This window comes from Actinomycetospora sp. NBRC 106375 (genome assembly GCF_030269665.1).
Taxonomy (GTDB): Bacteria; Actinomycetota; Actinomycetes; order Mycobacteriales; family Pseudonocardiaceae; genus Actinomycetospora.
This window is the reverse complement of the sequence record NZ_BSTS01000007.1, coordinates 184,453-199,836: the sequence shown is the minus strand read 5'-3', so window position 1 is coordinate 199,836 and position 15,384 is coordinate 184,453. Positions and strand designations below refer to the sequence as shown.

The 15,384-nt window shown below is 74.0% G+C and carries 11 protein-coding genes; 5 read left to right on the top strand and 6 right to left on the bottom strand.

The features are described from left to right. Positions 1–64: 64 nt before the first annotated feature. Genes QSK03_RS13905 through dprE2 form a run of 4 tightly spaced genes read left to right on the top strand, consistent with a single transcriptional unit; the run spans position 65 to position 8,472 of the window. Entirely contained in the window at positions 65–3,229 is a 3,165-nt protein-coding gene (locus QSK03_RS13905; RefSeq protein ID WP_285652909.1) for an arabinosyltransferase domain-containing protein, read from the top strand. After that, positions 3,213–6,326, top strand: coding sequence for an arabinosyltransferase domain-containing protein (locus tag QSK03_RS13900; RefSeq protein WP_285652906.1), 3,114 nt, complete (start codon positions 3,213–3,215; stop codon positions 6,324–6,326). The genes QSK03_RS13905 and QSK03_RS13900 overlap by 17 nt, the downstream gene beginning before the upstream one ends. A gap of 11 nt (positions 6,327–6,337) precedes the next feature. Beyond that, positions 6,338–7,708 (top strand): decaprenylphosphoryl-beta-D-ribose oxidase, encoded by a 1,371-nt coding sequence (dprE1, locus tag QSK03_RS13895; protein WP_285652904.1) that lies wholly within the window; start codon positions 6,338–6,340, stop codon positions 7,706–7,708. 8 nt (positions 7,709–7,716) lie between these two features. Next, positions 7,717–8,472, top strand: a complete 756-nt coding sequence (dprE2, locus tag QSK03_RS13890; protein ID WP_285652901.1) for a decaprenylphospho-beta-D-erythro-pentofuranosid-2-ulose 2-reductase — start codon at positions 7,717–7,719, stop codon at positions 8,470–8,472. A gap of 355 nt (positions 8,473–8,827) precedes the next feature. On the opposite strand, the gene QSK03_RS13885 is transcribed toward dprE2, so the two are convergent. The 4 genes from QSK03_RS13885 to QSK03_RS13870 all read right to left on the bottom strand — a co-directional run bounded on the left by QSK03_RS13885 (position 8,828) and on the right by QSK03_RS13870 (position 12,208). After that, positions 8,828–10,276 carry an acyltransferase family protein gene (locus QSK03_RS13885; protein ID WP_285652898.1) on the bottom strand — a complete coding sequence of 483 codons (1,449 nt, stop codon included), beginning with the start codon at positions 10,274–10,276 and terminating at the stop codon, positions 8,828–8,830. Positions 10,277–10,763: 487 nt separating this feature from the next. Further along, positions 10,764–11,228, bottom strand: a complete 465-nt coding sequence (gene mscL, locus QSK03_RS13880; protein ID WP_285652896.1) for a large conductance mechanosensitive channel protein MscL — start codon at positions 11,226–11,228, stop codon at positions 10,764–10,766. Positions 11,229–11,462: 234 nt separating this feature from the next. Next, complete coding sequence (locus tag QSK03_RS13875; protein WP_285652893.1) at positions 11,463–11,783, bottom strand: hypothetical protein; 321 nt, start codon at positions 11,781–11,783, stop codon at positions 11,463–11,465. A 116-nt stretch (positions 11,784–11,899) separates the two neighbouring features. Beyond that, positions 11,900–12,208, bottom strand: a complete 309-nt coding sequence (locus QSK03_RS13870; protein WP_285652890.1) for a hypothetical protein — start codon at positions 12,206–12,208, stop codon at positions 11,900–11,902. 426 nt (positions 12,209–12,634) lie between these two features. On the opposite strand from QSK03_RS13870, the gene QSK03_RS13865 reads away from it, so the two are divergent. Beyond that, positions 12,635–13,966 (top strand): MFS transporter, encoded by a 1,332-nt coding sequence (locus QSK03_RS13865; protein WP_285652887.1) that lies wholly within the window; start codon positions 12,635–12,637, stop codon positions 13,964–13,966. Between the two features lie 9 nt (positions 13,967–13,975). Here the strand turns inward: QSK03_RS13865 and QSK03_RS13860 are convergent, their stop codons facing one another. Further along, complete coding sequence (locus QSK03_RS13860) at positions 13,976–14,689, bottom strand: hypothetical protein (protein ID WP_285652884.1); 714 nt, start codon at positions 14,687–14,689, stop codon at positions 13,976–13,978. 48 nt (positions 14,690–14,737) lie between these two features. Continuing rightward, on the bottom strand, positions 14,738–15,337 hold the full coding sequence (locus QSK03_RS13855; RefSeq protein WP_285652881.1) for a DinB family protein: 600 nt from the start codon (positions 15,335–15,337) through the stop codon (positions 14,738–14,740). Between the last annotated feature and the right edge of the window lie 47 nt (positions 15,338–15,384).

Genomic DNA, 15,384 nt, shown 5'->3' with positions numbered 1-15,384 from the left:
TACGAGTCCGCGGAGGTCGACCTCGTCGGGGTGCGCCACGGGCGCGTCGATATCGTCGACACCCATGGCCGTGGTGGCAGCGCAGGAGGGCCGGGCCGACCCGGCTCCCGACGCGGAGCCCCGCGACGAGACGGTCGGCCCGCAGCGGGGTGGTTCGCGCGCCGCCGGGTGGTGGCTCGCGGCGCTCGGCGCGGTCACGGTGCTGCTGGGCCTCGCGATCCCGCTGGCGCCGGTGACCGCCGACGACCCCGTCGTCACCTGGCCGAAGGCCGGTGCACCGGCCGCGTCGACGTCGTTGCCGCTGACGCCCTACCGCCCCCTGTCGCTGCAGGCCGACGTCCCGTGCGCCGCGCTGCGCGGGGGTGGGGACGCGCTGCGCACCGAGCCCGAGTCCGCCGGGGCGCCGGGCCGCGGGCTCACGGCGACCACCAGCGGCGGCCGCGTCGTCGTCACCAGCTCGGGCGCCACCGTGCTGGACGAGCTGCTCCCGCTGGGCGACTGCACCTACCGGATCACCGCCGACCAGGCGGGCACGCGGGTGTCCCGGGACGGGCAGGTCCTCACCGACCAGCCGGGGGCGCTGGTCCCGCAGGTCGCCGAGCTCGCGACGGATGCGCCCGGCACGCCGGGCCTGTCGGCGACCGTGCACACCGACGACCGGTACTCCTCGGTGCCGAGCGGGCTGAAGACCACGCTGCTCGTGCTCCACGCCCTCGCGCTCGTCGCCACGATCTGGATGGCCACCCGGCGATGGCGCGGCCGGGGCCCCGGCCTGCAGCGGCCGCGCTTCCACCCGGCCGACGTGGTCGTCCTGCTCGTCTCGGCGGCGTGGGTCGTGCTCGGACCGCTGCAGAACGACGACTCGTGGTACCTGCTGATGGCCCGCAACGCGACGCCGACCGGCTACATCGGCAACCAGATCTACATGTTCAACACGACGGAGAACCCGTTCGTGCTGTCGCAGTACCTCATGGCGCTCTGGGGCCATCTCGGCGAGGCGATCGGCCTACCGGGCTGGGGCCTGCTCTGGATGCGCCTGCTCCCCCTGGTGCTCGGGCTGGTCACGTGGTGGCTGCTGCGGATCCTGCTGACGTCGCTGCTGGGACGGGCCGGCCGCCTGCGCGGCGTCGCGTGGGCGCTGCTGGTCGCGCACCTCGTGTGGTGGCTGAACTACGGCATGGCGCTGCGGCCCGAGATCGTCATCGTGCCGCTCTCGGCCGCGGTGCTGGTGCTCGCCGAGCTCGCCCGCCGCCGGGAGGCGATCGGCCCGCTGATCCCGGCGACGGCGCTCGCGGCGCTCGCGGTCACCGTGTCGCCGTCGGGTCTGGTCGCCGCCGCGCCCGTGGTCGTCGCGCTGCCGTGGCTGTGGCGCTGGCTCGCCGCCCGCGGCTGGCGGTCGCGGCTCGGCGCGGCCGGCGCCGTCCTCGCCGCCGGCACCGTCGCGATCCCGATCGGCTTCGGCGACGCCACCCTCGGCGACGTCCTCGAGGCCACCGACGTTCACAGCTGGTACTACCTGACCTTCCCCTGGTACGAGGAGTGGGCCCACTACCGGACGCTCATCGAGACCGGGACCTGGGGACGGCGGCTGCCGGTGCTCCTGACCGTCGTGCTGCTCGTCGTCGTCTCGATCGGCAGCGGGCGCGGCGGTCGCAGCGGCCCGGCCGGCGGGCGGCTGCGCGACGCGACGCTCGCCGCGGCCGTCACCACCGCCGTCGGGCTGGGCCTGCTCGCTCTCGGGCCGACGAAGTGGGTCAACCACTTCGGCGCGATCGCCGCGCCCGCCACCGTGCTGCTGGCCCTCACGCTGCTGCACTCGCCGCTGCCGCGCCGGCCCGGCGCGCTGGTGACCGGCGCGTCGGTCGCGCTCATCACCGGCGCGACCGTGCTCGGCTTCGCGGGGCCCAACACCTGGAAGCCCTACAGCGACCGCGGGCAGCCGTTCGGGGACCACCTCGACACCGACATCTCGATGCTCGACCTCGAGAGCTTCGCGCCGCACTGGCACGACTTCTACCTGCGCGACGTGTGGTGGTGGCTGCTGGTCGCCCTCGGTGCGGCGCTGTGGGTGTGGTGGCGCCGACGTCACCGGCGTCGCACGTTCGGCGTGACCCCGGATCGCGCGGTGCTGATCACCGCCTCGGTGGCGCTGGTCGGGCTCATGGTCGTCGTGATGATCGTGGCCCCGCTGACCCAGGGCCGCGGCTGGACCGTCGCCGGCAGCCAGGTGCAGGCCCTCGCCGGACGGGGCTGCGGGCTCGGCGAGGCCGCGACGGTGATGGGACGGACCGCGCAGGACGTCGGCGCGCCGACCACCCCGGACACCCGCACCGGGGACTTCGCGCTCGCGGCGGACGATCCGTCCCCGGTGCCGGCGCCCGGACCGGGCCCTGTCTGGCACGACGAGGTCGAGCTGCCGCCCGGCGCGGACCCGACGACCGCGCCCGCCGGCGTCACGGGGCTCGGCACGGTGACCACCGGCTGGTACCCCCTGCCGGCGGTCGACCCCACCGCCCCGCAGGCCCCCACCCACGTCGTCGTGCCGATCGCGGGCAACGAGCCCGACCGCCAGCGCGTCGTCGTCCAGTTCGCCTCGGGGGACCCGCGGGCACCGGTCGAGGCCGAGTCGGTGGCCGCGACGCCGGCGGGCGGGTTCACCGCGCGGCAGTGGCAGGAGATCCCCGTCCAGCTGCCGGGGAGCCGCCCGACCGCGGTGCGGCTCGTCGTCGAGGACCGGGTCGCGGGCCCGGACAGCTCCGTCGCCGTCGGGCAGCCCCACCTGGCGCGGATGCAGCCCGTCATGCCCCAGGCGACGGCGGCGGACCGGCCGTCGGAGACCATCGCCGGCGGCGCGTTCGCCGACCAGCTCTCGGCGGTGCTCTGGCCGTGCGTCGACCAGGTCGCCGTCAAGCACGGCATCGCCCCGACCCCGACCCTGCGCTTGATCGCCGCCGAGAACACCCCGGAGTTCATCCTGACGAACCCGACCTACGAGTCGTGGGGCGGCACGATGGTCCAGTCGGAACGGACGTGGGCCCCGGTCCGCCAGTTCTCGGCCGTGCCCGACGGCGGTGTCCCCGCGCTGCCGTGGGGCAACGTCGACCGGATCGTCTACGACCACCCCACCGACGGCTACGACCTGCGCGTCGACCAGGTGACCCGCGGCGGGCTCACCCGCTTCGCGACCCTGGCCTCCGAGGCCTACTCCGGCCGTGAGTACCTCGGCTGAGGCGCGGACGGACGCGCGGGACGACCCTGCCCCGGCTCCCCCGCGCCCGTCCCGCCGCCCCTCGCTGCTGCTGGCGTCGGCCGTCGTCACACTGCTGTGCGCGCTCGCCTTCCCGCTCGCCCCGGTCCACCAGCCGGCGGTGACGTTCAGCTGGCCCCAGGCGCCGGACCAGACCGCCGTCGCGCTGCCGCTGATGCCCTACCAGCCGGTGACCCTCGACGCCGCGGTGAGCTGCGACGCGCTGGCCGCGACCCCACCGGGCGCGGCGACCCTGGCCACCACCCCGCCGGGCACCCCGCCCGCCCCGGTCGGCGGGCTCGCGATCCGGCCGGTCGCGGGCGGGGCGGTCGTGAGCAGCAACGGCGAGACCCTCGCCGCCGTCGGCCTGCCGCGCGGGCCGTGCACCCTCGCGGTCGCGTCGACGCCGTCGAGCACGGTGGTGACGGTGGACGGGCGCGCGGTCGCCTCCCGCGAGGGCGACGTGCGCCCGGCCGTCGCGGCCGTCGTCACCGCGGCGCCGGGCACCGACGGGCTGTCGCTGACACTGCGCACCGACACCCGGTTCCAGACGACGCCGACCGTGCTGAAGATGCTGCTCGGCTTCGGCGTCCTGCTGGGGCTGGCCGGGATGGTCGTGGCGGCCTGGCGCCGGGACGGGCGTCGCTTCGGGGGTTTCCGGCGACTCCGGCCGCGGCCCGTCGACGCCGTCGTCGCGCTCGGTCTCGCGGGCTGGGCGGTGGTTGGCCCGGCGACGGTGGACGACGGCTACATCGCCGGCATCCTGCGCAGCCGCGGCACGAGCGGGTTCACCGGCAACGTCTACCGCTGGCTGAACGCGCCCGAGGCACCGTTCAGCTGGTTCTACGAGGTGACCCGCGCCTGGGCCGCGCTCGCGCCCGGTCCAGCGGCCTCGGTGCTGTGGCTGCGGGTGCCCGCGACCGTCCTCGGCCTGCTGCTGTGGATCCTGCTGCGCCGCCACGCCCTCCCGCGGCTCGGCCCGGCGCTACGGCGACCCGGTGCGCTGTGGGTGGCCGCCGCCGCCTTCTTCGCGTGGTGGGGGCCCTTCGGGCTCTCGCTGCGTCCCGAGCCGTGGCTCGCGCTCGGGGTGCTGGCGGTGTGGGTGTGCACGGAGCGGGCGGTCGCGACGCGCGCGCTCGTCCCGCTGCTCGCCGCCGCCGTCCTCGCCGGGTTCACCGTGGCGCTGACCCCCGGGGCGCTCCTGGGCCTCGCGCCGCTGCTCGTCGCGCTGCCGGCGCTGGCCCGCGCGGGGCTCGGGGCCCGCGAGGGGTGGACGCGGACGCTGGTCGTCGTCGCCGGCCTCGCCGTCGCCGTGCTGCCCATGGCGGCCGACCAGTCCCTGGCCGGGCTGCTCGAGGCCACACGGGTCCGGCAGCTGATCGGCGGTGGCCAGCCGTGGTGGCAGGAGCTGTCGCGGTACACCGAGCTGATCACGCCCGGCTCGGTGCAGGGCGGGATCGCCGCGCGCCTCGCCGTGCTGCTGACGCTGCTCGGGCTCGCGGCGACGGCGTGGGCGCTGTTCGTCGCCCGGGTACGCGCCGGTGTCGCGGTCGGCCCGACGCGCCGGCTGCTGGCGGTCGTGGCCCTGGCCCCGGTGCTACTGATCGTCAGCCCGACGAAGTGGACGCTGCACTTCGGCGAGCTCGTGGGCCTCGGGACGCTCGTGCTGACCCTGCTCGTGCTGCTGTGGTCGCCGCGGCTGGTGACCTCGCTCGTGCGGTTGCGGGGACCGGCGCTCGTCGTCGTCCTGGCCGGGTTCGGGCTGGTCACGACCCTCGTGCTCATCGGGGACAACCAGTGGGCGTACGCCTCGGCGTGGGGCGTGTTCTGGAACGACATCCCGCCCCAGATCGCGCGCGTGGCGCTCGGCGACGTCGCGCTGCCGGTGACGATCGTGGGTGCGCTGGTGCTCGCCGTGGTCGTCGCGGTGCGGGGCACGGTGCCCCGGCGCGTGGCGCGGGTGCTGGCACCCGGGGCGCTGGCACTCGTGCTCGTCGTCTGCGTGGTCGCCCTCGTCGGCGGGTCGTTCCTCAAGGTCACCGCCGACCGGCGCGGCACGTACAGCTACGGCTCGGACTCGCTGCACGCGCTCGCCGGGAACCCCTGCGGCCTCGCGCCCGACCTCGCCGTCGAGACCGACCCGGGCTCCGGCCTCCTGCCGGCGGGCCCCCGTTCGGCCGATCCCGGGGTTGTCAGCGAAGCGCCGTCACGGACACTGAGCGTCAGTGACGGCACTTCGCTGGCACCGCAGTTCGGCCGGACGGAGCAGACGCCGGCCGTGGTGCCGCTGCGGGTCGGGGGGCAGGAGCTGCCGGGATGGGCCGCGGCGCCGACACGCGCCGGGCAGCCCCCGGCCGAGCTGCGCTCGGACTGGTTCGTGCTCCCCGACGAGGCCCGCGAGCGGCGGGCGCCGGTGGTCGTCACGGCCAGCGGGTCGCTGGAGCGCGGGAGCGTGTCGCTCGAGTTCGCCGCGTCACCCACCGACGAGCCGGTCACCGAGGGCCCCGCGGGGTCCCGGTCGGGCACCGCGCCGCGCGACCTGCGGGCCCTCGCGCCCGAGGGGACGACGCTGGTGCGGGTCCGGGCCACGAGCGGAGCGCGGGACGCCGCGGCGGCGCAGGTCGCGAGCCCCGCCGGCCAGGAGCCGGAGCTGCCGCTCGCCGTGAGCGCGCCGCGGGTGCCGCACACCGTCCCGTTCGACGACGTCGTCCCGCCGGGCAGCACGGCGCTCGTCGACTGGCCGGTCGCGTTCGTCTTCCCGTGCCTGCGCCCGCCGCCGCTGACCGGCGGCACCGCGGGTATCCCGCCGTGGCGCGTGACCCCGCCCGACATCGCGGACACCGGCGAGATCGCCGTCGCCCCGACCACCGGCGGGCCGTTCCTCACCCCGCGCCTGCTCGTGGAGGAGGTCCGGCTGCCGGTGTACCTCGACGGCGACCCGACCCGCGACGCGGTCGGTCTCGCACAGTGGGTCCCGCGGGCACCCTGGGGGAGGTTGTCACCGCAGGTCACCGACGAGACGGTGGCCGGGTGGGCCCGGCAGGGACGCGCGAGCGTCCCCGTCCTGGACACCCCCTAGACTCGCCCGGGATGTCCCGCTCCCAGAAGACGCTCGCCGGGTGGGCCCGCACGGCCCCCAGCCGGGCCACCGTGGTCTCCGGCGACGAGGTCGCCTCCACCGAGGCGCTGGCCACGGCGATCGCCGGGGCCGGGGACCGGGGCGTCGTCGCCCGGGGGCTCGGGCGGTCCTACGGCGACACCGCCCAGAACGCCGGCGGGCTCGTCCTCGACATGACGGCCCGCGACCGGGTCCACGCCGTGGACGCCGAGACCGCGCTGGTCGACCTCGACGCCGGCGTCTCGCTCGACCGCCTCATGCGGGTCGCCCTGCCCTTCGGGCTGTGGGTGCCGGTGCTGCCGGGCACGCGCCAGGTCACCATCGGCGGGGCCATCGCCAACGACATCCACGGCAAGAACCACCACTCCGCGGGCAGCTTCGGCGACCACGTGGTGTCGATGGACCTGCTGCTCGCCTCCGGCGAGGTCCGCCGCCTCGAGCCCGACGGGCCCGAGGCCGAGCTGTTCTGGGCGACGGTCGGCGGCGTCGGGCTCACCGGGGTGATCCTGCGGGCGACGATCCGGATGACGAAGACCGAGACCGCGTACTTCGTCGCCGACACCGAGCGCACCGCCGACCTCGACGAGACCATCGAGCGCTTCTCCGACGGGTCCGACGAGGCCTACGACTACTCGTCGGCGTGGTTCGACTCGATCTCCACCGGGTCGAAGCTCGGCCGGGCCGCGCTCGGCCGTGGCTCGCTGGCCCGCCTCGACGAGCTGCCCGCGAAGCTCCGTCAGGACCCGCTGAAGTTCGACGCACCGACCCTGGCGAACCTGCCCGACGTCTTCCCGAACGGCCTGGCCAACAAGCTGACGTTCACGGCGATCGGCGAGCTGTACTACCGCAAGACCAAGAACAAGCGGGGTCAGATCCAGAACCTGACCGCCTTCTACCACCCGCTCGACCTGTTCGGAGACTGGAACCGGGCCTACGGCTCGAAGGGCTTCCTGCAGTACCAGTTCATCGTCCCGCTCGACGCCGAGGCCGAGTTCCGGGCGATCATCCGGGACATCGCCGAGTCCGGGCACGTCTCGTTCCTCAACGTCTTCAAGAAGTTCGGCGAGGGCAACCGCGCGCCGCTGTCCTTCCCGATGCCGGGCTGGAACATCTGCGTCGACTTCCCGATCGTCGACGGGCTCGGGGCGTTCTGCCGCTCGCTCGACGAGCGCGTGCTGGCCATGGGCGGGCGTCTCTACACCGCCAAGGACTCGCGCACCGACCCCGACACGTTCGCCGCCATGTACCCGCGGCTGGACGAGTGGCGCAAGGTCCGCGACGCCGCCGACCCCGGCGGTGTGTTCGCCTCGGACATGTCGCGCCGCCTCCGGCTCACCCCCTGAGGAGTTCCATGATCGACGCCGTCGGCCACCCGTCGTCCCTGCTGCTGCTGGGCGGCACCTCGGAGATCGGTCTCGCGACCGCCGAGAAGTACCTGGAAGGCGGCCCGGTGCGGGTCGTCCTGGCCGGGCGCCAGTCGCCGCGTCTGGCCGACGCCGCGGCCCGGCTCACCCGCGCCGGCGCCGCCGTCGAGACCGTCGATTTCGACGCCCGCGACGCCGCCGTGCACACCGAGGCCGTCCGCAAGGCGTTCGCCGGCGGCGACATCGACGTCGCCGTCGTCGCCTTCGGCCTGCTCGGCGACCAGGAGAAGGCCTGGCAGGACATCGACGTCGCCGTCGAGCTCGCCGAGGTCAACTACGTCGCCGCCGTCTCGGTCGGCGTCGCGCTGTCCGCCGAGTTCCGCCGGCAGGGCCACGGGCACCTCGTCGCGCTGTCGTCGGTGGCCGGGGAGCGCGCCCGTCGCTCCAACTTCGTGTACGGGTCGACCAAGGCCGGCCTCGACGCCTTCTACACCGGCCTCACCGAGGCGCTGCGCGCCGAGGGCATCCGCGTCACCGTCGTCCGCCCCGGGTTCGTGCACACGAAGATGACCGAGGGCATGTCCCCGGCGCCGCTGTCGACGACGCCCGAGGCGGTCGCCGACGTCATCGTGTCCGCGGTCTCGAGCGGCAAGGAGCAGGTCTGGGCCCCGGCGCCGCTGCGGGCGGTCATGTCGGTCCTGCGCCACATCCCGCGCCCGATCTTCCGTCGCCTGCCGGTCTGACGAGCTCGGTGCTCCCGCGGAGCTGAGCGCGGAGTACTGGGCGCGAGCCGCGGGTCGTGTCGGCCTGACGGACGCGCGAGGAGCACGTTCGGCAGGCGGCAGAGCCTCTCGATCATGCGCAACGCACCTCTCGCCGCGACACCCGTCACCGAAGCGGCGCCCTCCGACGCGACCGGCACGTTCGGCAGGCCACGAGACCTCCCGATCATGCGTAGCGCGCCTCTCGCGGCGACCGAAGCTCCGTGTCCCGTGGTCTCGGCGTGTCGCGCCGACGAGCGTGTGGCGATCCTGACGCTCGATGTCAGCGGTGGCCCACCGCTGACAGGGGGTCAGATGGCGAACCGCGGACGCACGGTCAGGCGGCGACCGCTGCCGGTCGGGCGGCGTGGCTGCCCCCACGCCGCCCGACCGCCCGGCGACCGGAGGGCGGGGTGACCTCCGGACGGCGGGTCTCCGCGGTGTCCCGGCGCGCACTGCCCCGGCGCCGCGACGGGTCCCGGTCCCGCATCCAGGCCTGGCCAGGCACCTCGACGTAGCGGTATGCGAGGTGCGCGAGCACCAGCGCGGCCACCGCGAGGTGCGGCACCAGCAGCGCGGCCGCCGCCGTGTCCGGCGCGAGCGCGGGGATGCGGGTCATGGCGACGAGCGCCATCTCGATCAGCGGGAAGTGCACGAGGTAGAGCGCGTAGGAGATGCGGCCGCCGTGGCGCAGGCGAGAGGTCCCGAGGGCCCGCGCCACCGGCCCGTCGGTGAGCGCCAGGGCGCCCACCACCAGCGGGAGCAGCGGCACCGCGAGGTAGGTGCGGGCGTCGGCGGTGATCGTGGCGGTCGTCGGCGCGGTCGCGGCCCAGTAGACGACCACGCCGACCTCGGCGAGGACGACCAGCAGCACCCGGTGCGCCCAGCGCGAGACCGTGCGGGTAGCCGGTACGCGGCGCACGACCAGCCAGGTCAGCACGCCGGCGGTGAAGCCCGCGGCGAGGCGCACGGCCCAGAAGCCGCCCCAGTCGCCGTCGAGCGCGTTGAGCACCGCCGCCGCCGCGGTGGGCGTCGCGACGAGCACCGCGAGGGCGGCGAGCACCGGGCGCGGTCGGCCGCGCAGCAGCCACGCGCCGCCCGCCAGCAGCGGGAAGGCGAGGTACGCCGCCCACTCGGCGCTGACCGACCACGCCGGCAGGACGAACGAGACGCCGTCGATGCCCGGCGAGTCCCACATCTGCGTGAGGGTGAGCTGTCGCAGCCAGCTCAGGGGGTCCAGGCCGGGCTGGGCGCCCTGCCACGTGATCACGCCGTCGCTCCCCAGGACGGCGCGCACCGTGCACCACAGCCCGGCCAGGACCACCACGGCCGCGTAGAGCGGCCAGATTCGGGCGACACGCGCCCACACGAACCCGAAGGCCTCCCGCGGCCGTGGCGTGCCCTGCCAGCGGTCGAGGTAGGAACGGGCGAGGAGGAAACCGGAGAGGACGAAGAAGAGGTCCACCCCCAGACCACCGGCGGCCAGCAGCGGCGCGACGGGCGCGAACCACTCGGCGTAGCCGGTGACGGGCAGGAAGCTCAGGTGGTGCGCGAGCACCCACACCGCCGCGACCGCCCGCAGGCCGGTCAGGGCGGGGATCTCGACGGTCGCCGACCGCGTCGACGCGGACGCGGGTCGCGCCTCGCCGCGACCGGTGCCGCCCCTGCCCGGGCCGACACCGGCGCGCGGCGCCGGGATGCGCCGGACGCCCGGGACGCCGTCACCGACGTTCCGCACACCCGGGACGCCCTGCGTGCCGTGGTCCTGCCCCACCACCGTCCGCACTGCGCCTCCCCCGACGACCGGATCGGATTGGAGTGTTCCAACCCTCGATCTGGGCAACGGCGCCGAGTGGCCGTGTCCTGATACTCCGATCGGTGGATTGGGGAGTACGACCATTCGACCAGGGAGTGACGAGCCCGCTGGCGATCGCACTCCGTCACGGAGCCACGAACGGCCTAGTCACGAGCGGGTGGCGGTGACACCGGGTCGAGGGTGTGTCGGCGAGAAGACCTCCTCGGCCCGCGTCACGCGGTCGTGGCGGCCACGCGCCGTGGTTCGGAGCTCGTGCGGCGAGGCGCGCGCAACGGCGTGTCGCGCGACCGAGCGTGTGGCGATCCTGGCGTCTGATGCCAGCAAAGCCGCATCGCTCGCACGGGGACGTGCCGACGCCGGGCGCGGGGGTCGAGGCACACCACGGTGGTGGGGCGCCGACACGCCCGAGGGGCGCGTCGGTGGGGGCGCCGTCGAGGGCGCGGGGTGGAGGGAGGAGTCAGCGGTCCTGCTGGGGGATGCGCCCGCCGGCGCCGCCCGCGGTGCCCCGGCCGTCGTCACCGCGGGAGCCGTCGGCGGTGGTGCGGACGGCCTGCTCGCGCAGCAGGTCGCGGATCTCGGTCAGGAGCTCGACGTCGGTCGGGTCGGCGGGACCCTCTTCCTCGCCGCTGCGACGCCGCTGCTCCACGTACTTCAGAGGCATGACGACGAGGAAATAGATGACCGCGGCCGTGATGATGAACGTGATGATCGCATTGATGAAACTGGCGTAGTCGAAGACGACGCCGTCCACGACGAACGATCCGGCGAACTCGCCGCCGCCCGAGAACAGCTGGATCAGCGGCTTCAGGAAAGCGCTCGTGAACGCTGTGACGAGAGCGGTGAACGCCGCGCCGATGACGACCGCCACCGCGAGGTCGACGACGTTCCCGCGGAGCAGGAAGTCCTTGAAACCCTTGAGCACGCCGAATCCCCCGGCTCGAGAACCCTTGTGCCCGCAGGATAGGACACCGCCGTTGCGGCCGCGCACGTGCGGACGACGGCGGGCGGTCGGCTCGGAGAGCCCGGTGCGAGACCATCCCCCGACGGGTGGCCTCGCACCGGGTTCTCCTCGAGCCCTCCCTGAGCGACCGGCGCGGCGCGCTCACAGAGGAGCAGACGGGCGACGTCGATTCGGGGTCGACCCGCCCGTCCGCGGCTAGTTGTCGGCCCCGACGCCGTTCGTGCAGCTCTTGTCGATGCCGGCGTCCTGCTTGCTGTCACCCTTGGCGGGGCTGAGGATCGGGACGGTGCCCACCACGTCCTGCACCGGGACCTGGACCCCGAGCACGTTGACCGGCACGTCGTTGCCGCAGGCGTTGACCGGCACGATGGTCTGGACATCGCTGACGTTGACCACACCGTGCTGCTCGGTGCTGTCACCGCCGTGCGACTCGTGGGCGAAGGCCGCACCGGTCGTGCACGCCAGGCCCGTACCGATCAGGGCAGTCGCAGTCAGGGAGCGACGCAGAAAAGTCACAGCAGGTTCTCCTTGGGAGATCATCGATCCCGCTCGGCGGGATCCTGGGGAGCGGACCGGCCGGCCGCGAGCGATCAGGACCTGACCCACCCGACGTGCCGCACCGACGGGAGCACTCAGCCGTTCTCGGCGCCGACCTCGTTCCCGCACTTCTTGGAGACACCGGCAGCCTGCTCGCTGCCGTGCTCGGCCGGGCTCAGCACCGGGATCGTGCCGGCCACGTCCTGAACCGGCACCTGGACCCCGAGCACATTCACCGGGACATTGTTGTTGCACGCGTTCGCCGGAGTGATCGTCTGGACGTCGTCGACATTTCCCATCCCGGACTGGGTGTCGCCGTCCTGCGCGAAGGCAGAACCGGTCGTAGCGGCCAGACCGGCACCGATGAGCGTGGTCGCCAGCACGGACTTGCGCAGAATTCCCACAGTGCTTCCTTTCACGTGGTCCACCCCGCCCCGGATCGGTGACGGGGAGCCTTCACCGGCGGCGATGACGCCGCGGGGCGGACAGTAGCCAGCGAGCTGAGAACCTTCAGACCCCGGAGGATCTTTGCGACGCCGGTCGTCGTCACTCCACGGTGATCATGCAATGTCGCGCGCCCGGATGATCAACGAGACGTATGCTCCGGATCTTCGAACTGACTGTGCACGCGCTCCGGCAGGCGCCACGGTCGGAGGATCCTTGAGGACACGTGCCGTCACCTGAGTGGAGATACTGGGCCGAACGGGCGAACGCCGAGTGGTTCGATGCCCGCGCTCAGCGGCACGGACGACGTCAGCGGTCACCCGCCGAGCAGCCATGCATCCTTCGGACGAGCCGCGCAGGCCGGCCGCTCCGGCTACCGTGCCCGCGTGTCGTCCTCGACCACGCCGCCGGAATCCACGGTCCGCATCGGACGCCCGCTCGCGGCCTGGGCCGCGTGGGACTGGGGCTCCGCGGCCTTCAACCACATCGTCACGACGTTCGTCTTCACCGTGTACCTCACCGGCTCGGTCGCGGCCGACGAGGCGTCCGGGTCGTCGGCGCTGGCCACGGCGATCAGCGTCTCCGGGGTCCTGGTCGCGCTCGTCGCGCCCGTCTACGGGCAGCGCAGCGACGCGGCGGGCGCCGAGACCGGCCGCCAGCGGCGGCTGGGCGTCCTCACCGCCGTGATCATCGCCTGCACGGCGCTCATGGCGTTCATCGCGCCGGAGCCGTCCTACCTGTGGTGGGGCCTGCTCCTGCTGGGCGTCGGCACGTTCGCCTACGAGCTCGCGCAAGTCGAGTACAACGCGATGATCTACCGCCTCGCGCCGCCCGGGCGGACCGGGCGGGTGTCGGGCATCGGGTGGGCCGCCGGCTACGTCGGCGGCATCGTCCTGCTGCTCATCAGCTTCGTCCTCTTCCTCGCCGACTCACCGGTCATCCGGTTCGAGGGCGAGGGCACGGCCGTGCGGGTGGTCGTGATCGTCGCGGCGGTGTGGTTCGCCGTGTCGACGATCCCGGTGCTGCGGATGCGCTTCCCGTTCCCGCCGCCGCCCGGCGACACCGAAGCGGCCGTCGGGTGGGCCGCGTCCTACAAGCTCCTCGTCCGCCGGCTCGTCCGCCTCTACCACGACGACCGCCACCTGCTCGGCTTCCTGGTCTCGAGCGCGATCTACCGGGACGGGCTCACCGCGGTCTTCACCTTCGGCGGCGTCCTGGCCGCGGGGACCTTCGGGCTGAGCCCCGGCGACGTCATCATCTTCGCGATCGTCGCGAACGTCGTCTCCGCCCTCGGCGCCGTGCTCGGCGGCTGGCTCGACGACAGGATCGGCCCGAAGATCGTCATCCTCGTCTGCCTGGCGGCCCTGGTCGTCACCGCCGCCGTCATGCTGTTCTCGTCGGGCCCGACCGCGTTCTGGATCGGCGGGACGTTCCTGTCGCTGTTCGTCGGGCCCGCCCAGGCCTGCTCACGCAGCTACCTCGCCCGCATCGTGCCGCCGGGCCGCGAGGGCGAGCTCTTCGGCCTCTACGCCACGACGGGCCGGGCGGTCAGCTTCCTGGCGCCGGCGATGTTCGCGCTGTTCATCGCCGTGTTCGGCGCCCAGCGCTGGGGCATCCTCGGCATCGGGCTCGTGCTCCTGCTCGGGCTGGCCACGCTGATCCCCGTCCGTGCGGTGCCGGGTGGGGCGGCGGCGGGCCAGGCGGCGGTGGCCGTGTGAGCGACCGCGTCAGGCCAGGCGGGCGCCGAGCCAGCGGATGAGCCGCGAGCCGAACTCGCCGACGAGCAGCCAGAACACAGCAGCGAGCCCGTAGTTCACCACGACGGCGAACGTCGGGTCGGCGAGCAGGAACAGGTCGCGGAAGGCGAGGACGGCGGCGTTCGCGACCCCGCCGATCACCTGCGCGACGGCGTTCAGGGGGTTCACCCCGACGATCGTCAGGACGATGAACGCCACCAGCACGACCGCCAGGACGAGGCCGACCACGCGCACGACCGAGGCGAGGATGCGGGCGCCCTTCCACACCAGCTCGCCGACGTTCACCGGCGTCCGGTCCGCCCGGCCCTGCGGCGCCGACTCCGACGACGGCCGCTGCTCGGGGCGCTCGATCGTCTGCGTCGCCTGGGTGCTCTGAGAGTGGGTGCTCTGAGACTGCGAGCTCTCGCTGCTGCTCTGAGAGCTCTCGGCGTTCTGGGTCTGTTGGGTCTGGCCCGAGTCGTCCGACGACTCGGACGACTCGGACTGCGTCGACGACGTGGCCGACCCGTTCGCGCCCGCCGATTCCGCCGATTCCGCCGACCCCGACGACCCCGACGACCCCGACGACCCCGACGACTCAGTCGCGGTCTCCTGGCCCGAGGCCTCACCGGCCTGCTGGCCCGTGGCCTCGTCCTTCTGGTCGCTGCCGCTCTCGGTGCGCTGCCCACCGGCCTGCTCCGTCACGCTCGGCATCTTGGCACTCACGTGCCGGAGCAGGCCCGGCGGGCGCCCCTACATCGAGGTGGCGCCGTCGATGTGCTCGCGCAGCATGTCGGCGTGGCCGGCGTGCTGGGTGGTCTCGGCGATGATGTGGAGCATCACGCGGCGCACCGACCAGGACGTGCCGGGCTCGTGCCACGGGGCCTTCGGCAGCTCGTGGCGGGCGTTGAGGTCGGGGAGCGACGCGAGCGTCGCCTCGGTGCGGGCGGCGGTCTCGTGGTATTTGGCGATAACGCCGGCGAGCGTCTCGCCCGGCAGGAGCTTGAACTCGTTCTCGCGCTCGACCAGCCAGTCGGGCTTCTCGTCGAGGCTCGCGATGTATCCCTCGAAGTCGTCGAGGGTCATGCCCTCTGGGAGCTCGAAGCCCTCCTCGCCGTTGTCGCCCTCGACCGCGAAGCGCATCCAGCCCTCCTCGACCTTGGTGACGTGCTTGATCAGCCCTCCGAGGGTCAGCTGCGACGCGGTGGGACGGGAGGCGGCCTGCTCGTCGGTGAGGTCGCGGGTGGGGAAGACCAGCCAGTGCCGGGCCTGGCCGAGCTCGGCGAGGAGGTCGTCGCGCTCATCGGTGTCGATGCTGGTCATGGCGGTCTCCTGGGCGGCGGTCGTCGTCATCGGGGGCCCACTTTCCTCGTCGTCCCTGATGACTTCGAAGCTACGAA

What these genes read in the sequence shown, in the direction of transcription:
- QSK03_RS13905 (WP_285652909.1), top strand. Translation starts at nt 65, where the DNA reads ATGGCCGTGGTGGCAGCGCAGGAGGGCCGGGCCGACCCGGCTCCCGAC.
- dprE1 (WP_285652904.1), top strand. Translation starts at nt 6,338, where the DNA reads ATGTCCCGCTCCCAGAAGACGCTCGCCGGGTGGGCCCGCACGGCCCCC.
- dprE2 (WP_285652901.1), top strand. Translation starts at nt 7,717, where the DNA reads ATGATCGACGCCGTCGGCCACCCGTCGTCCCTGCTGCTGCTGGGCGGC.
- QSK03_RS13855 (WP_285652881.1), bottom strand. Translation starts at nt 15,337, where the DNA reads ATGACGACGACCGCCGCCCAGGAGACCGCCATGACCAGCATCGACACC.